The 18,042-nt window shown below is 55.1% G+C and carries 17 protein-coding genes; 8 read left to right on the top strand and 9 right to left on the bottom strand.

Annotated features, from left to right (window positions below; translation table 11 throughout):
• Window positions 1-101: 101 nt before the first annotated feature.
• Window positions 102-2,525 carry a glycerol-3-phosphate 1-O-acyltransferase PlsB gene (plsB, locus tag RT340_RS08540; RefSeq protein WP_313375347.1) on the top strand — a complete coding sequence of 808 codons (2,424 nt, stop codon included), beginning with the start codon at window positions 102-104 and terminating at the stop codon, window positions 2,523-2,525.
• Window positions 2,526-2,588: 63 nt separating this feature from the next.
• Here plsB and ubiA read toward each other — a convergent pair whose 3' ends face one another.
• The 4 genes from ubiA to RT340_RS08520 form a co-directional block, all read right to left on the bottom strand.
• A complete protein-coding gene (gene ubiA, locus RT340_RS08535; RefSeq protein ID WP_176505791.1) occupies window positions 2,589-3,455 on the bottom strand; it encodes a 4-hydroxybenzoate octaprenyltransferase in 867 nt (288 codons plus the stop codon).
• Between the two features lie 24 nt (window positions 3,456-3,479).
• Window positions 3,480-3,998 (bottom strand): chorismate lyase, encoded by a 519-nt coding sequence (gene ubiC / locus RT340_RS08530; protein WP_097118936.1) that lies wholly within the window; start codon window positions 3,996-3,998, stop codon window positions 3,480-3,482.
• A gap of 91 nt (window positions 3,999-4,089) precedes the next feature.
• Complete coding sequence (gene psiE / locus RT340_RS08525; RefSeq protein WP_058960065.1) at window positions 4,090-4,500, bottom strand: phosphate-starvation-inducible protein PsiE; 411 nt, start codon at window positions 4,498-4,500, stop codon at window positions 4,090-4,092.
• A gap of 70 nt (window positions 4,501-4,570) precedes the next feature.
• The gene (locus RT340_RS08520; RefSeq protein WP_097118935.1) at window positions 4,571-5,269 is read right to left on the bottom strand and encodes a UTRA domain-containing protein; all 699 of its coding nucleotides are present in this window, start codon (window positions 5,267-5,269) and stop codon (window positions 4,571-4,573) included.
• A gap of 223 nt (window positions 5,270-5,492) precedes the next feature.
• On the opposite strand from RT340_RS08520, the gene RT340_RS08515 reads away from it, so the two are divergent.
• The 6 genes from RT340_RS08515 (at window position 5,493) to RT340_RS08490 (ending at window position 11,900) form a co-directional block, all read left to right on the top strand.
• Window positions 5,493-6,554, top strand: coding sequence for an ABC transporter substrate-binding protein (locus RT340_RS08515; RefSeq protein WP_034826973.1), 1,062 nt, complete (start codon window positions 5,493-5,495; stop codon window positions 6,552-6,554).
• Window positions 6,555-6,652: 98 nt separating this feature from the next.
• Window positions 6,653-7,462 carry an alkaline phosphatase family protein gene (locus RT340_RS08510; RefSeq protein WP_058960062.1) on the top strand — a complete coding sequence of 270 codons (810 nt, stop codon included), beginning with the start codon at window positions 6,653-6,655 and terminating at the stop codon, window positions 7,460-7,462.
• Complete coding sequence (locus tag RT340_RS08505; protein ID WP_058960061.1) at window positions 7,462-8,310, top strand: ABC transporter permease; 849 nt, start codon at window positions 7,462-7,464, stop codon at window positions 8,308-8,310. The genes RT340_RS08510 and RT340_RS08505 overlap by 1 nt, the downstream gene beginning before the upstream one ends.
• A 3-nt stretch (window positions 8,311-8,313) precedes the next feature.
• Window positions 8,314-9,099 carry an ABC transporter permease gene (locus RT340_RS08500; RefSeq protein ID WP_097118932.1) on the top strand — a complete coding sequence of 262 codons (786 nt, stop codon included), beginning with the start codon at window positions 8,314-8,316 and terminating at the stop codon, window positions 9,097-9,099.
• Between the two features lie 2 nt (window positions 9,100-9,101).
• Complete coding sequence (locus RT340_RS08495; RefSeq protein WP_058960059.1) at window positions 9,102-10,094, top strand: ABC transporter ATP-binding protein; 993 nt, start codon at window positions 9,102-9,104, stop codon at window positions 10,092-10,094.
• Window positions 10,095-10,274: 180 nt separating this feature from the next.
• Complete coding sequence (locus RT340_RS08490; RefSeq protein ID WP_160868405.1) at window positions 10,275-11,900, top strand: Na/Pi cotransporter family protein; 1,626 nt, start codon at window positions 10,275-10,277, stop codon at window positions 11,898-11,900.
• 162 nt (window positions 11,901-12,062) lie between these two features.
• Here the strand turns inward: RT340_RS08490 and gntU are convergent, their stop codons facing one another.
• From gntU to RT340_RS08470, 4 genes are all read right to left on the bottom strand, one after another.
• On the bottom strand, window positions 12,063-13,403 hold the full coding sequence (gene gntU / locus RT340_RS08485; protein WP_034826986.1) for a gluconate transporter: 1,341 nt from the start codon (window positions 13,401-13,403) through the stop codon (window positions 12,063-12,065).
• Window positions 13,404-13,405: 2 nt separating this feature from the next.
• A complete protein-coding gene (gene gntK, locus RT340_RS08480) occupies window positions 13,406-13,942 on the bottom strand; it encodes a gluconokinase (RefSeq protein WP_034826988.1) in 537 nt (178 codons plus the stop codon).
• Between the two features lie 140 nt (window positions 13,943-14,082).
• Window positions 14,083-15,078: a gluconate operon transcriptional repressor GntR gene (gntR, locus tag RT340_RS08475; RefSeq protein WP_097118929.1), complete on the bottom strand. Its 996-nt coding sequence runs from the start codon at window positions 15,076-15,078 to the stop codon at window positions 14,083-14,085.
• A gap of 180 nt (window positions 15,079-15,258) precedes the next feature.
• A complete protein-coding gene (locus RT340_RS08470) occupies window positions 15,259-15,954 on the bottom strand; it encodes a pirin family protein (protein ID WP_097118928.1) in 696 nt (231 codons plus the stop codon).
• A gap of 363 nt (window positions 15,955-16,317) precedes the next feature.
• Here RT340_RS08470 and RT340_RS08465 point away from each other — a divergent pair, with 363 nt between their 5' ends.
• Window positions 16,318-16,809, top strand: a complete 492-nt coding sequence (locus RT340_RS08465) for a GNAT family N-acetyltransferase (RefSeq protein ID WP_058960055.1) — start codon at window positions 16,318-16,320, stop codon at window positions 16,807-16,809.
• Window positions 16,810-16,876: 67 nt separating this feature from the next.
• Here RT340_RS08465 and ggt read toward each other — a convergent pair.
• The coding region (ggt, locus tag RT340_RS08460; protein WP_313375337.1) for a gamma-glutamyltransferase at window positions 16,877-18,042 on the bottom strand (1,166 nt) is incomplete at its 5' end.

Below are 18,042 nucleotides of genomic sequence, written 5' to 3'. Positions count from 1 at the left end.
CGTCAATATGTGGGCTATCTGAGGTCGTGTAAGCCACAGATCTTCGTTGCACTTTCTGGTATGCTTGCCGCGCTTTGCTAACAAGAGGCTTTAAGTTGTCTATGTCAGGTTGGCGTAAACTTTATTACAAACTATTGAATTTACCACTCTCTTTTTTGGTAAAGAGTAAGGTCATTCCGACCGATCCTGTCTCAGAACACGGGATCGATCCGACTCGTCCAGTGATGTATGTTTTGCCTTATGATTCAAAGGCTGACCTGCTCACTCTTCGGACACAGTGCCTGAAACATGATCTGCCCGATCCGCTGGCTCCGCTGGAGATCGACGGCACGCTACTGCCGCGTCACGTGTTTATTCATGATGGCCCACGCGTATTCCCCTATTTCGTTGCCAATCCTGAGTCGGTGAAGCTATTCCACGACTATCTCGATTTGCACCGTAGTAACCCGGATCTCGACGTACAGATGTTACCGGTGGCGGTGATGTTTGGTCGTGCGCCGGGACGCGAAATCCAGGGAGAAGATACGCCACATCTGCGCATCCTTAATGGTGTAGAGAAATTCTTCGCCATTTTGTGGCACGGACGTGACAGCTTTGTGCGCTTCTCGCCGACCGTTTCCCTGCGCCAGATGGCGACGGAGCACGGTACGGATAAGTCGATTGCCCAGAAGCTGGCACGCGTGGCTCGCATTCACTTCGCGCGTCAGCGCCTGGCTGCTGTAGGCCCACGTCTGCCTGCGCGTCAGGATCTGTTCAACAAGCTGCTGCAATCCAAAGCGATTGAAAAAGCGGTTGAAGATGAAGCGCGTAGCAAAAAAATCTCGCACGAGAAAGCCCAGCAGAATGCTGTTGAGATGATGGAAGAGGTCGCAGCGAACTTCTCGTATGAGGCCATTCGCGTCACAGACCGCGTGATGGGCTGGCTGTGGAGCCGCCTTTATCAGGGCATCAACGTCAACGGTGGCGAGCGAGTCCGTCAGCTGGCGCAAGATGGCCATGAGATTGTGTATGTGCCCTGCCATCGCAGCCACATGGACTATCTACTGCTCTCTTACGTGCTCTACCATCAGGGGCTGGTGCCGCCACACATCGCGGCCGGTATCAACCTGAACTTCTGGCCAGCAGGTCCGATTTTCCGTCGTCTGGGTGCTTTCTTTATTCGCCGTACCTTCAAGGGCAACAAACTCTATTCCACGGTGTTCCGTGAATATCTGGGCGAGTTGTTCAGCCGCGGATATTCAGTCGAGTATTTCGTTGAAGGCGGGCGCTCGCGCACGGGCCGACTGCTGGATCCTAAAACCGGCACGCTGTCGATGACCTTGCAAGCCATGTTGCGCGGCGGTAGCCGTCCGATTACGTTTGTTCCGATCTACATCGGCTATGAACACGTCATGGAAGTGGGTACTTACGCCAAAGAGTTACGTGGCGCGGCCAAAGAGAAAGAGAGTTTCCTGCAGATGGTGCGCGGGTTACGTAAACTGCGCAATCTTGGCCAGGGCTACGTTAACTTCGGCGAACCCCTGCCGTTGATGAACTATCTGAACAAAAACGTGCCGGAATGGCGTGATGCGATCGATCCGATTGAACCACAACGCCCGGCATGGATGACGCCGACCGTAAATGATATTGCGGCACGTCTGATGGTGCGTATTAACGAAGCCGGTGCCGCCAATGCCATGAACCTGTGCGTCACTGCACTGCTGGCTTCACGTCAGCGCTCCCTGACGCGTGAACAGTTGATTGAGCAACTGGAATGCTACACCCAGCTGCTGCGTAACGTGCCTTATTCGCCGGAAGCGACCGTGCCGGAGATGAGTGCTGAAGCGCTGCTTGATCACGCCATGGGCATGAACAAGTTTGAGACGGAACAAGACAGTATCGGCGATATCATCATTCTGCCGCGCGAGCAGGCCGTCCTGATGACCTACTACCGCAACAACATCCACCACATGCTGGTCATGCCATCGCTGATTGCCGCTATTGTGCAGCAGCATCGTGAGATCAGTGAGGCGGAGCTGCTGCGTCAGGTGAGTCTGGTTTACCCGATGCTGAAGAGTGAGCTGTTCCTGCGCTGGGATAACGCAGAGCTGCCAGGCGTGCTGAATGCCCTCTGTGCTGAGATGGCGCGACAAGGCCTGATTACCCAGCATTATGGGCAGTTACGCATGAATCCGGCCCGCCATCGTTCATTGCAACTGCTGGCTGCCGGTATCCGTGAAACGCTGCAGCGTTTTGCCATCACCTTCGCTATTCTGAGTGCCAAGCCGACGATTAACCGCGGCACGCTGGAGAAAGAGAGCCGCACGCTGGCGCAGCGTTTGTCGGTGTTGCATGGCATTAACGCGCCAGAGTTCTTCGACAAAGCGGTGTTTACCGCGCTGGTGCTGTCACTGCGTGATGAAGGCTACATCAGTGATTCAGGCGATGCCGATGCGGAACGCACCCACATTATGTGGCAGATGCTGGCAGAGCTGGTGACCAGTGATGTCCGTCTGACCATTGAAAGTGCTGTAGCCCACGAATAACGTCGGGCACAAAAAACAGAAAGGCGACCCTCAACGGGTCGCCTTTTTTATGGCAGCAACCCCTTAAAACAGGTCAATAAACGGCTGAGTATTGAGAAGTACGCCGATAAACAGCACCAGACCAACGTAGTTATTATTTAGAAAGGCCTGAAAGCAAGGATCGCGTTCACGTTGAGCAATCAGCTTTTGTTGATACACAAAGAAGCCGCCCGCCACCAGCAATGACCAGTAAAACGCCCCGTTCAGATGCAACATCAATCCGACTAGCGCCATTAGCCCCAACGTGGCCAACTGCAATAAGCCGATGATCAATTTATCGAAACGTCCGAACAGAATCGCTGTGGATTTCACGCCAATCTTTAGGTCGTCATCACGATCAACCATCGCATATTGCGTGTCGTAAGCCACCGTCCAGCAGATATTCGCGAAGAACACCAGCCAGCAAACAATAGGTAAGGACTCACTAACCGCCGCCCAACCCATTGGAATCGCCCAGCCGAATGCCGCTCCCAATACCACCTGGGGTAAATGGGTGTAGCGCTTCATAAACGGATAGACCCACGCCAGTGCCAGGCCACCAAATGACAGCAAAATCGTCATACGGTTCATGGTCAGCACTAGCGCAAATGCCAGCAACCCGAGCACGACAAACAGGATTTTGGCCTCTTTCTCCGTCACCGCGCCGCTCGCCAGCGGACGCGATGCGGTCCGTTTGACATGACCATCCACCTTACGGTCCGCATAATCATTGATCACGCAACCCGCGGCACGCATCACAATGACGCCGAGCACAAATACCACCAGCACAGACAAAGGCGGCACCGCCATGCCTGATAACCACAGTGCCCACATGGTGGGCCACAGCAGCAACAGCGTGCCAATCGGTTTATCGATGCGCATCAGGCGCCGATAAGCCTGCCATTTGGTCATGGTTAAGGTTTTTTCCACAATCCTTTATCCTTGATTCAGCGCGCGGTACAACGGCGACGCTGGTAAAAACAGTTCAGTTAGCAGCAGCGGTTTGCCTGATAAACGCAGGCGCGAGCGACGTCCCCACAGATCGTCCACCTGACCGGGATCGATAAAATCGCGGCTCAGCGTCGAGGAGGCGAAAAGATAGCGCCCCAGCGGACGAGTGCCAAGATTTTGCAGCATCTGCTCCGGGCCGTTCAACGTGCTTTCTGGCACCACGGTTCGCCCAATCAACCAGGGTTCGCCATCGCCGCACAGCACGATTTCACGTAACCAAAAGCGCTCATCGGCGGGCAGGAATTCCGCTTCTGGCGCTATCTCGTCAGCGGTAATAAAGCTTTCGCGGATCAGTTCCACCGTCACCTGCTGGCAATGCTGCTCGAAGCGACGCGTCATGGAGTCTTCCTCCAGTAACCAGTCGAGCAGAGGGGGGGAAAGCAAGGGGGAAGTGGCTGGCAGCCAATGCAGTGCGAGTAACTGGCGCAGCGCGTGATGCGACATCAGGACATCTCCGGAGAAAAAGTTGCCCTAGTTTAACGCAGAGAATCGGGCGTGGCACTGCTGGTTGTGCCACGCCAGACAGAAGGGGGGATTATTCGCGCTTTAAGCGATTGCTATTGGCTAACCACAGCGTGACCACCAGAATTAAAATCGCCGCTGAATAATAGAGCGTGTCGAACGGGTTTTTATGGTCAACGATAATCAGACGAATGATTGCGGTGATGCCGATATAGATGAAATAACGCAGCGGGAAGTGATAGCCGGACTGGAAGTACTTCACTATCAGCGCGATAAATTCGAAATAGAGAAAATAGATCACGATGCCTTCGATCAGCAGGTAAGAAGACGCCTGCTCACCAGTGCTAAACAGCACATTAGCTAAATGAATCGTCTCTTTGCCAAGAAACACCACCAGGATGATGGCCAACGTCACCAGGCCAATATTCAGAACCCACTGTAATACCGAAGCAATAAGCTGCCCCGGTGCTGATTTTGTTGTCATTTTTATGCGCCTCAAAGTACGGAAACTCTCTGGCGTTATCATGCTGTAGTGTGATCAAAATCACAATATGCTACACATCAACATCCACACAGAGTGCGTCATAGCGCCAGTACTCGCAGTCACAGTCGATGACCCGTTTGTGCTGATCGCGGTTAATGCGTGTAATGAGTAATCCGGGAGTTCCGCTGGCGACATTGAGTGCCGGTGCCGCGCGCGCAGGAAGCGGGCCGGGCAGAATGGTAAAGCGAGCGCCGCCGTAGCGAATGCCATAGCGCTGATCGTAGAGATCGGTAAGTGAGCGGGTGAGGTCTTCCTCTAGCAGGCCGGGAAAAAAGGCCGGATTGAGGTAATGCTCCACGTACAACACCGCGCGCCCATCAATACGTCGCAGGCGTCGAATGCGAAACACGCTATCCCCTTCCAGTAACTGCAAATGTCGTGCAATCACCAGCTGTGCCGGGACTTCCCGCGCCTCAATCACTTCAGTGAGAGCGATGCGCCCTTGCTCGGCGGCCATGGCATGAAAGTGGCTGTGATGGGCCGGGTTATATACCAGCCTGGGTGGGGCGAGAAACCAACCTCGACGCAGCTCACGGTAAATGACGCCCTGCGCTTCCAGCAAGCCCAGCGCCTCACGCAGGGTAATACGCGTGGTGGAATAATGTTCACTTAAACTGCGTTCTGCCGGCAAACGTCCGCTGGCAAATTCACCGTTTTCAATGCGTTCGCTCAGCGCCGCAGCAATCACATCCACCGTTTTCGACGACATTTTTTAGCCTCATTTTGGGGCAATTCTGCACTATGACAGTTCGATGACTACAATATGACAGGCATATCCCACGCTTTCGCGCGCTGTATCCGCATGTGGAGCTACGCGTCACACCACATTTCACCACCATGGTCATAAAACCTTCATCTGATCGGGCTACATTGGCTCGGTTCTTGCTGGACTAGACCAAGACGTCCCACAACTTACACCCGGAGCAACCGAGATGAAAGCGTTTATCTCCTCTGTAGTAGCCAGTGCCGTACTGCTTGCGCTGCCCGCCGCGCACGCCGCCGATAACGACCTTGCCGCGCTGGAAAAAGCCGCGCGTGCTGAGGGCCAGGTCAACAGCGTCGGTATGCCAGACAGCTGGGCGAACTGGAAAGACACATGGAATGACATCAACAGCAAATATGGCCTGAAGCACAGCGATACCGATATGTCATCGGCGCAGGAGCTGGCTAAATTTGATGCAGAGAAAGAGAACGCCAGCGCCGATATCGGTGATGTGGGCGCCGCGTTCGGTCCGGTTGCTGTGACCAAAGGTCTGGCACAACCGTACAAACCAACGCATTGGGATCAGATTCCAAGCTGGGCGAAAGACAGCGAAGGCAACTGGATGCTGGCGTATACCGGCACCATCGCCTTCCTGATTGACAAGCAGCAGGTTAAAGATGCACCGCACAGCTGGGCCGATCTGAAGAAAGGTAAGTATGTGGTCACTATCGGTGACGTCGGCGTGGCTGCTCAGGCGGCTAACGGCGTACTGGCGGCCAACTACGCGATGGGCGGTGATGAGAAGAACCTGAAGCCAGCCCTGAAATTCTTTGGCGAGCTGGCTAAAGAAGGCCGTCTGGGCGTGACCGATCCGGTGATTGCCAACATTGAGAAAGGTGAAATTCAGGTTGCCGTGGTATGGGACTTCAACGGTCTGAATTATCGCGATCAGATCGACAAAAACCGCTATGAAGTGGTGATCCCGTCTGATGGCTCCGTGATTTCCGGTTACAGCACCATCATCAACAAATACGCCAAACACCCGAACGCCGCCAAACTGGCGCGTGAATACATCTTCTCTGATGCCGGTCAGATCAACCTGGCGAAAGGTTATGCACGTCCAATCCGCGCTGAGCATTTAACTCTGCCAGCCGATGTGCAAGCCAAACTGCTGCCGCAGTCTGAGTACAAAAATGCCCGCCCGATCAAAGATCAGGCTGCATGGGATAAGAGCTCGAAAATGCTGCCGCGTCTGTGGCAAGAGAACGTGATTATCAATATGAAGCAGTAATTTGCACACACCCTGGCGGCGCGATGTCGCGCATTGATACGCAATACGTTGCGCCGCTAAGCGCAGTGCCCGCAATTTGAATGATGTAAGGAACGGGAATGAAGACAATCCTGGTGGTACTGGATGGCCTGAGCAATCAGGTGGCACAGCATGCGATGGGCTATCTGTTTGCTGAATGCAAACAGGGCAACGGCCAATACTACACGCTGACCTGCGAACTGCCTTCGCTGTCACGTCCGCTGTATGAATGCATTCTGACTGGGATTCCGCCAGTGCAGAGCGGCATTATTCATAACGGCGTCAATCGATTGAGCAATCAGCGCAGCATCTTCCATTACGCCCGCGCCGCCGGTTTAACCACGGCCGCTGCCGCCTATCACTGGGTGAGTGAGCTGTATAACCAATCCCCGTTCAACAATGCGCGTGATCGTCACACCGTCGCCCCCGATTTGCCGATTCAATACGGCCACTTTTACTGGGACGACAGTTATCCGGATTCCCACTTGTTTGAAGATGCCGAGAGCCTGCGTCTGAACCACGATCCGGACTTTTTACTGATTCACCCCATGAATATCGACGATGCCGGGCACAAGCATAGCCTGTCATCGCCACAATATCGCAACCGCGCACGTATGGCCGATGGCTATCTGTCGCAGTGGATGCCCGGCTGGCTCGCTGCGGGCTATCAGGTGATCGTCACCGCCGACCACGGCATGAACGATGACCGCTCGCACGGCGGCATTTTACCGGAAGAGACGCAGGTGCCGCTGTTTGTGTTTGGTGCGGGCTTCTCCCGTCAGCCCGATCTCGAACCGCAGCAAACTGAACTGTGTGGCATCGTTTGCACGCTGCTGGGCATTGAGCACGATAAACCGGTGTGCCACGGTTTGCTGGCGGAGCCGCGTTAATGAAGGGAAAAACCCTCGCCACGCTATTGCTGCTGCCGTTCGCCTTCTTTTGGGTTGCCTTCCAGCTCGCGCCGCTGCTGTGGATCGCCATCAACAGCTTCTGGAGCGACATGAACGAGCGTTGGGGTATCGATAACTACATCGATATCCTCACTTCACCGTTTTACCTGCAGGCGTTTCGCCTGTCGCTGGATATCTCCATCTGGTCGAGCATTTACGGCCTGCTGATCTCGTTGATTGCCGGCTATTCGCTGCATCAGCCAGGCAGCGGCCGCTTTCAGCGCTTCCTGATGTCGTTTACCAACATGACCAGCAACTTTGCGGGTGTGCCGCTGGCGTTCGCCTTTGTGATTCTGCTGGGCATGAACGGCTGTCTGACGCTGCTGCTGCGCCACTTCGGCATGCTGGAAGGGTTCAAGCTGTTCTCGCGTGACGGCATGGTGCTGGTTTACACCTGGTTCCAGATCCCGCTCGGCATTCTGCTGCTCTATCCGGCGTTTGATGGCTTACGCAAAGATTGGGAAGAGTCGGCCGCGCTGCTCGGTGCCAGCCGCTGGCGCTACTGGTGGCATATTGGTTTGCCCATCCTGTTCCCGGCGCTGTTAGGGACTTTTGTCATCCTGCTGGCCAATGCGCTGGGTGCTTACGCCACCATTTATGCGCTGACCACCGGTAACTTTAACGTGGTGCCAGTACGTATTGCCGCGCTGGTGTCGGGTGATATCTCGCTCGATCCGAATACCGGCGGAGCGCTGGCCATGTTGCTGGTGTTCATTATGGCGCTGATTACCGTGGTGCAGCAGTATCTGGTGCGCCGCAGTTATCTCAACGCGAAATCACAGGAGTAGAACGTGTCTCGCGCGGAAAAAATTTATCATCGCCTGATTATCTGGCTGCTGCTGATCATCCTCGCCGCCCCGCTGCTGGCGACGTTGCTGTATGGCATCTCGACTGACTGGAGCGACACCATTCTGCCGCAGGGCTTTACCCTGAAGTGGTTGATTGAGCTGTGGAGCGATCCGCGTTTCCTGACCGCATTGGGCCACTCCTTGCTGATTTGCTTTGGCGCGCTGCTGTTCTCATTAATGCTGGTGCTGCCTGCGATGTTTGTAATCGCTTACTATTATCCGAAGCTGGATGCGGTGATGAACGTGCTGATTCTGATGCCGTTTGCCGTGCCGCCGGTGGTGTCATCCGTTGGCCTGCTGCAGCTTTATTCCTCGTCACCGCTGATGATCACCGGCACGCCGTGGATTCTGGTCGGCTGTTACTTCACCATCGCGCTGCCGTTTATTTACCGTGCTATTGCCAACAATATGCAGGCGATCAATTTGAAAGAGCTGATTGATGCGTCTCATCTGCTGGGTGCCAGCACCTGGCAGGCGGCACTGTTTGTGGTACTGCCGAATCTGCGCAAAGGCGTGTTCATCGCGGTGCTGCTCTCTTTCTCTTTCCTGATAGGTGAGTTTGTGTTCGCTAACCTGTTAGTCGGTACCCGCTATGAAACCTTGCAGGTGTACCTCTACAATATGCGTAACGGCAGCGGCCACTTCACCAGTGCGCTGGTGATCTCTTATTTTGCTGTCGTCCTGCTGGTCACCTGGCTGGCGAATGCCCTCAATCCTGAACGAGGCTGACCATGAGTTATCTGAACGTCACCCAGCTGAACAAAAGCTACGGCCCCACCAGCATCTTTGAAAATATCGATTTCAGCGCCGATGAAGGTGAGTTTGTTACCCTGCTCGGCCCGAGCGGCTGCGGCAAATCAACGCTGCTGCGCTGCATCGCCGGTTTGACGGATGTCGATAGCGGCAAAATTCTGCTACAGGGTCAGGATATCGTGCCGCTGCCACCGCAGAAACGTACCATTGGCATGGTGTTCCAGAGCTACGCGCTGTTCCCCAACATGACGGTGGAGAAGAACGTGGCGTTTGGCCTGAAAATGCAGAAACTGCCAGGCGGCGATATTCAGAAACGGGTGATGGAAGCGCTGGCACTGGTCGAGCTGACCGATTTCGCCCGCCGTTATCCGCACCAGCTTTCTGGCGGACAATGCCAGCGTGTTGCCTTAGCGCGCTCGCTGGTGACGCGCCCTCGTTTGCTGTTGCTGGATGAGCCGCTCTCCGCACTGGACGCGCGCATCCGCCGCCATCTGCGCGAACAGATCCGCAATATCCAGCAAGAGTTGAAGCTCACCACGATATTCGTGACCCACGATCAGGAAGAGGCGCTGACGCTGTCTGACCGTATCGTGCTGATGAATCGTGGCAAAATCGTACAGAACGGTAACGCCGAAGCCCTCTACACGCAGCCAGCCGATCTGTTTGCCGCCGGGTTTATCGGCAACTACAACCTGCTAAGTGCGGAACAGGCAACGCAGCTCACCGGCCAGACATTCACGGGTCAGGTAGCGATTCGACCTGAGTCAATCCGCTTGAGTGCACCGCAGGATGGCATTCCGGCCACTATTCTCAGTCACAGCCTGCTAGGTAACGTGATCCGTTATCGTGTACTGGCGCATGGGGTTGAATTGTCAGTGGATGTGCTGAATCGCAGCGTGGCGGATTTGCACCCTGCTGGCATGCAAATTGGTCTACAGTTAGAGATGTCGACGTTGCGCCAGGTTGCTTAAATTTAACGAGAAATTGGCAACGCAACGCGGCAGTATTCAGCGTTAATGCAGCCTGTTAATCGTTGTCGCGGCGGCCTTTAGGCTGCCCATGGCCGCACTTCGGTGCGCCCGACACCTCGGTACTCACCCACAGGCTTGCAGTTGGTGCAATGTAAGTCTGAGGATAAGGAACCGCCCGACGTGTTGACCCTGCTCAATCTCTTATCTGCTGTGGCCCTGCTGGTGTGGGGCACGCACATTGTGCGCACTGGCATCATGCGCGTGTACGGTGCCGATTTGCGCCGGGTGCTCAGCCGCAGCGTGGAAAAGAAGCCAATGGCGTTTCTCGCCGGGATTGGCGTCACCGCGCTGGTGCAGAGCAGCAATGCCACCACCCTGCTCGTCACCTCGTTTGTCGCACAGAATCTGGTGAGTCTGACGCCTGCGCTGGTGGTGGTGCTCGGTGCCGATGTCGGTACCGCCATCATGGCGCGTATCCTGACCTTCGATCTCTCCTGGCTATCGCCGCTCTTCATCTTCTTTGGTGTGGTGTTCTTCCTCAGCCGTAAGCAGACGCGGGCCGGACAAATGGGTCGAGCTGCCATTGGCCTTGGCTTAATTCTGTTAGCGCTACAGTTGATCGTGGCCGCTGCTAAACCCATTACCCAGGCGGCGGGCTTGCAGGTGCTGTTCTCCACGCTAACCGGAGATGTCATGCTGGATGCACTGATTGGCGCGGTATTCGCCATCATCAGTTATTCCAGCCTCGCGGCGGTGCTGATCACCGCTACACTGACGGCAGCGGATGTGATTTCATTCAAAGTGGCGCTCTGTCTGGTGATTGGTGCCAACCTCGGCAGTGGTTTGCTGGCAATGATTAACGCCAGTGGCTCAAATGCTGCGGGAAAACGCGTGGCACTGGGCAGCCTGCTGTTCAAGCTCATTGGCAGCCTGGCGATTTTGCCACTGGTGAATTATATCGCTGATATTCTGGACAAGATGCCGGTCGATGACGAAGAACTGGTGATCTTTTTCCATGTATTTTACAACCTGATTCGCTGCCTGATTATGGTGCCATTCGCCGAACCGATGGCGCGCTTGTGCCGTCGTATGATTTCCGACGAGCCGGAAACCGATGCCCATTTACGCCCTAAACATCTCGACCGCAGCGCGCTGGATACCCCTGCGCTGGCATTGGCCAATGCGGCGCGCGAAACCCTGCGCATCGGTGATGTCGTTGAACATATGATGGAGTCCTTCAATAAAGTGGTGCATGGCGAACTGCGTGAAGAGCGCGCGGTGCGGCGTCTGGATGATGATGTCGATGTGCTGTATACCGCCATCAAACTCTATCTGGCGCGCATGCCGAAAGAGGATTTGGCCGAGGAGGATTCGCGCCGCTGGGCCGAGGTCATCGAGATGGCACTCAACCTTGAGCAGGCGGGCGATATCATTGAACGCATGTGTGCGGACGTGGCGGTGAAATCGCTGAACGCCCGTCGGGCATTTTCCCCCGAAGGGCTGGAAGAGCTGAACACATTGCAGGAGCAGGTACTCAACAATCTGCGCCTCAGTTTGTCGGTGTTTCTGTCGAAAGATATCCCCAGCGCGCGCCGACTACGCCGCTCCAAACACCGTTTTCGCATCCTGATTCGCCGTTTCTCACACGCTCACGTCGAGCGCCTGCATCAGAAAAATGTGCAGAGCATCGAAACCAGCTCCCTGCATCTAGGGTTGCTGGGAGATATGAAGCGTCTGAACTCGCTGTTCTGTGCGGTGGCGTATACGGTGCTGGATCAGCCGGATGATGAGCGGGATGAGGATTAACGAACAGTCTGGTGCGATGATCAACGGCTGCGGGATGCAGCCACATCGTCATACATGCGCGACCAATCGGCTGTGCTATTCGGTCAGGTCGCCATCAATGGCAACCTGCCGTGCGGATAGGTGAATTTTATAGGGTGCGCATTGCGGCGCACCTAAAAATTCTTACGACAGCAGAGTGAACGCGATCATCCCGACAATGGCACCGGTGGTACCAAGAATGGTTTCCATCAGCGTCCAGGTTTTCAGCGTTTCACCTTCCGTTGCACCGGTGAAGCGGCCAAACAGCCAGAAACCGGCATCGTTGACGTGACTAATAATGATGGAGCCACCCCCGATGCAGATCGACAGCGCCGCCAACTGCGCGCCGCTGTAGTGCAGCGGTTCAATCACTGGCATCACCAGGCCCACGGTCGTCAGACAGGCCACGGTCGCCGATCCCTGAATCACACGGATCGCACCGGAAAGGATGAAGCACGCCAGCGCAATCGGCATCCCGGCGCCAGTGAGCGCGTGACCCAATACCGGGCCGACGCCAGAATCCACCAGCACCTGCTTGAACACACCGCCCGCACCGATCACCAGCAGAATAATGCCTGCCGGTTGCAGCGCACTGCCGCACACCTGCATCACCTTCTCTTTGTCCATTCCCTGGCGATAGGCCAGACCGTAAATCGCTACCAGACACGCCAGCAGGATCGCCGTAAACGGATGGCCGATAAACTCCAGCCACTCGTAGAGACGTGAATCCGGTGTGGTGAAGCGCGCCCCGATGGTTTTCAGGCCCACCAGCAGCAGCGGGAACAGGATCAGTGCCAGGCTGAAGCCAAACGACGGCAGCTTTCCCTCTTCCACTTCTGGCTGATGATCTTCCGGCGGCGCACTGAAACTGACATGGCGGGCAATAAAATTGCCAAACAGCGGACCCGCAATCAGCATACCGGGAATCGCTGCACACAGGCCCAGCAGGATCATCCAACCAAAGTCCGCGTGCATCTGGGAAGCCAGCAGCATCGGGGCCGGCCCCGGCAGCAGAAACGCCGCAGAGGCCGCCACACCAGCAAACAGTGGAATGACCAACTTCACTAAGTTGCCATGGGTACGACGCGCCACGGCAAAGGCGATGCTGATCAGCAAGACCACCGCCACTTCAAAGAACAGCGGCAGCGCGCAGATCAGCCCGGCAATCCCCATCGCGTAGTGCGCCCGGTTTTCACCAAAGGCTTTCAGCATGCGGATAGCGATTTGATCGACTGCGCCGGTTTCATGCAGGATTTTGCCGAACATCGCGCCCAATGCCACCACGATGGCGAGAAATCCGAGCGTTCCGCCCATGCCTTTTTGCATGGTGTCAGCAATTTTATCCAGTGGCATGCCAGAGAACAGACCGGCACCAATTGAGACTAACATCAGGGCGACAAAGGCGTGCATACGCGCTTTCATCACCAAAAACAGCAGCAGCAGGACGGAGCCTGCTGCGGTTAACACCAGCGTTGCGGTACTCATTACTAACCCTTGTTGGTTGCTTCCTCAATGGTCGCAACCGTGGCCGCAACGACTTCATCCAGTGAATGATTGATATCAACCACCAGTACATCGGGCTCGTCAGCCCCAGGCTCTTGCAAGGTCTCAAACTGCGTCACCAGCATCTGCGGCTTAAAGAAGTGACCTTTACGTGCTTTCAGACGCGATTCGATGGTTTCGAAATCGCCCTTCAGATAGATGAATTTCAGGTTTTGGTTGCCCTGTCGCAGGATGTCGCGGTAGGACTTTTTCAGCGCCGAGCAGACGATAATCGAAATAGCCTGGGTGCGCTGCATGGCGAAGGCGGCATCATTCAGCGCCTGCAGCCACGGCTGGCGATCGTTATCATCCAGCGGATGACCGTCGGCCATTTTCATGATGTTGCTACGCGGATGCAGGAAATCGCCATCCAGAAATGCCGTGCTCAACTGATGAGAAACCTGATTAGCGACGGCAGACTTTCCGCTGCCGGAAACGCCCATCAGGATAAAGACGTGGTGCGATGGAGATGGCGTGGTCATGGTTTTGCGCTCCGGCAGGTTGCCTGCCAATGTTACCGATAACAAATTTGATTATCATTTTCGGAGCCCACTGCGGGACTGGCAACCCTTGTTAGGTGGAAAAGCACGAAAGTGTGAACTGACTCAAATAATCGCCAAAATCAGATGCTGCCACCTTCTGCAATTTCAAACCCGACATCCAGCGGCTCGGTCACGCTGCGGTCGCCGCCAATGCGCGCCAGCAGCATCGCAGCCGATTCGCGTCCCATGCGCTCACGCGGGGTCAGCACCGTGGCCAGGCGCGGCGTGACCACTTGGGTAATATCGTGGCCGTGGAATCCGGCAATCGCCATTTGCGCAGGTACGTTTAACCCCTGGCGCTGGCACTCAAACATCGCGCCGACTGCCAGGTCATCGTTGGTACAAAACAGGCTGTCGGTTTCGGGATAGCGTTTCTGCGCCTCGCATAGCAGCTGCGCACCGGCGCTGAAGGAGGAAGCATCTTCCATCATCACGCTGTGCGGCGTGAGCCCGGCTTCACGCATCGCCTTTTCGTAGCCCTGCTGTTTTTGCAGGGTACGCTCATCCAGACGTGCGCCGAGGTAAACGGTGTGGCGATGTCCTTTTTTCAGAATAGCATGCGTCATCTGCCGCGCCGCTTCGACGTTATCGAAGCCCACCGCCATATCGAGACACGGCGTGACTGAGTCCATCATCTCAATCACCGGAATACCCGCCACTTCCAGCATGCGCAGTGTGCCGGGCGTATGGGTGCGTTCGGTGAGGATGACGCCGTCGATGTTCCAGCCGAGCAGCGATCGCAGCTGTAGCTCTTCTTTGTCCGCGTTGTAGCCAAAGTGCGCCACCAGGGTTTGATAGCCGGCCTCATCGGTGACGGTTTCAATGCCGCGTAACACGTCGGCGAACACCTGGTTGGTGAGCGAAGGCAACAGTACGCCGATAGCGCGACTGGTCGCATTAGAGAGCATATCGGGGGCACGATTGGGGATATAACCGAGTTCATCCAGTGCGACGGCGATCTTATCGCGCAGCGCCGCAGAGACCTGATCGGGGTTTCGCAGGTAGCGACTGACGGTCATTTTTGTGATGCCGACGCGATCGGCAACGTCCTGTAGTACCGGCCTTTTCTTCTTCATCGTATGCGCCTGAGGTCAGAGATACGATGAGTCTATCATTTTTTTGTCAATTTCAGGCTTTGCGGAAAACCATGAATACCCGCTCTGATTTTGTGCACATCGGTACGCACCCAACGAAAAGTCGGCAAAAAATGCAAGGTCGCCATAGAGGGCAACCTTGCACGATTTATTGACAGGCTGTTACACCGGCGGCAGATCAAACAGCAGAATCTCTGCATCGCTGTCAGCGTTGATGGTCAGCGCGCTTTCATCCCAGATCGCCAGCGCATCACTGGTACCGACCTGTTCGCCATTCACGCTCACCAGACCTTTTACCACCTGAATCCACACACGACGACCCGCTTCGACAGTCACCGCGTCGGCTTCGCCCTTAGCAAACACCCAGCGCGACAGGGTCATGTCCTGGAACACTTTCAGCGATCCTTCACGCTCATCCGGGGACAGGACAAACTGGCGACCTTTCACATCCTCGAAGCGGCGCTGCGCATAGCGTGGCTCAATGCCTTTGCGCTCTGGAATGATCCAGATCTGATACAGATGCAGCGGATCTTTATCACTGGCGTTGTACTCTGAATGGCGCACGCCAGTACCGGCGCTCATGATCTGGAACTCACCTGCCGGGATCTGCTCTTTGTTGCCCATGCTGTCTTGATGTTCCACGGTGCCAGACAACACATATGTCAGGATTTCCATGTCTTTATGCGGGTGGGTACCAAAACCCTGGCCGCCATCAATCACGTCTTCATTGATAACGCGTAAGGCCGAGAAGCCCATAAAGTTGGCATCGTAATAATCGGCGAAAGAAAAGGTGTGCCAGCTATCGAGCCAACCGTGATTGGCGTGACCGCGTTCTTCTGCTTTGCGTAAGTAGATCATGTTCAATTCTCCTCAATGTTTTTTACAGTGTGTGCCTGAGAGAGATTGATTGATAGCTGAAAAACTTCACGCCTCTGTTCAAAAATGCTGAACGTTTTGGTGGTGATCGGACAATGAGGATGAAAGAGGCAAATAGCAGGCAAAAAAAAAGCCAGCACCCGAGCTGGCTAAGAAACACTGGAAGCAATGTGAGCAATGTCGTGCTTACCCGGTAGTCAGGAGACGTTCCCGGTCCGCATGACAATAATAATCATTATCATTCGCGTCTGTAAACCCCTTTTGAGAATTATTTTCGATTGACGACTTGCGAGAATTCCTTGATGTTAAAGGGGATTTTATTCACTTTGCACAAGGAGTCGCTTTATGAGTCAGATCGTCATTCGCCACGTAATCCCAGAAGATGCTGCTGCACTAACACGTCTCTACAGCCAACCGGAGACGCAGGCGAATACATTGCAACTGCCACACCAGTCACCCACGCTATGGCAGGAACGCCTTAGCAATCCGCGTCCGGGTGTGCATATGCTAGTGGCAATGATTGACGATCAACTGGCTGGGCAAATCACGCTAGAAGTGCAATCTGTCGCACGACGTCGCCATGCCGCTACCTTTGGCATGGGCGTTGATCCTGCCTTTCACCGTCGCGGCGTAGGCTCGGCGCTGATGGCCGCGATGATTGACCTGTGTGACAACTGGCTACAAGTGACACGAATCGAGTTAACCGTGTTCGCTGATAACCATAAAGCGATGGGTCTTTATCAGAAGTTTGGCTTTGAGATCGAAGGGACGGCGAAGCGTTTTGCCATGCGCGACGGCGAGATGATTGATACGCATTACATGGCGCGATTGAAATAACTTGCGCAATGAATCGCGCCGCTACAACTCGTGCTGAGGCGGTAGCGGCGCACTTTATTACGCTAAATTAATACCCGGCACTCAAATCATCCACCGAACGCGGATCCGAAGCACCATAGCGCATGCCATCCGGCCCAATCATAATGCTCTGCGTGCTGCCCATTGCGGGCATCACTTTCACATGCTGACCTTTAGCTTCCAGCAAACGCAGCGTATCCGGGCTAAAGCCTTTCTCCACGCGTAGCTGATCCGGCAACCATTGATGGTGGAAACGCGGCGCATTGGTCGCTTCCGCTACGTTCATACCGAAATCGATACTGTTCACCACCATTTGCAACACAGTGGTGATAATACGGCTGCCGCCTGGGCTACCCGTTACCAGCCAGGTTTTGCCGTCTTTGGCGATGATGGTCGGTGACATCGACGACAATGGGCGCTTAGCCGGTTGCACCGCATTCGCTTCGCCACCCACCAAACCATACACGTTCGGCGTACCCGGTTTGGCGGAGAAGTCATCCATCTCGTTGTTCATCAGGATACCGCTCTGCCCGGCGACAATCCCGCTGCCGAAGTAGGTATTCAGGGTGTAAGTCACCGCCACTGCGTTGCCGTCTTTATCCACCACCGAGAAGTGGGTGGTCTGGTTACTTTCGTACGGCTCCAGCTTGCCCGGTTTAATTTCGCTGGAAGGACGGGCTTTGTTGACGTCAATCTGCTGCGCCAGGGTTTTGGCGTAGGCTTTGCTGGTCAACGCCTGCTGCGGCACTTTGACGAAATCAGGATCGCCAAGGTATTCCGAGCGGTCGGCATAAGCGTATTTTTCCGCTTCCGCCATCACCTGCATAGCGTCCGCACTGCCAAAGCCCCACTTCGCCAGATCAAAGTTTTCGAGGATATTCAGGATCTGCACGATGTGAATCCCACCTGAAGACGGTGGCGGCATTGAGAACACTTCATAGCCGCGATAGGTGCCGCTGACCGGTTTACGCTCTACCGCACGATAGGCGGCCAGATCCGGTTTGCCAATCAATCCGCCATGCTGTGCCATTTCTCCAGCGATCTCATCGGCAATTTTGCCTTTGTAGAACGCATCCGGCCCTTGTTGAGCAATCAGTTGCAGGCTGTGCGCGAGGTTTTTCTGCACCAGACGCTCACCTTTTTGATACGGCTTGCCGTCTGCCTTGTAGAAAATCGCCCGGCTGTTGTCGTGATTGATCAACGTCTCTTTGCCGT

This window comes from Pantoea sp. CTOTU50773, assembly GCF_032082325.1.
GTDB classification, from domain to species: Bacteria; Pseudomonadota; Gammaproteobacteria; order Enterobacterales; family Enterobacteriaceae; genus Pantoea; species Pantoea communis.
Note: the sequence above shows the minus strand (reverse complement) of the source record. Positions and strands in the feature narration are given on the sequence as shown.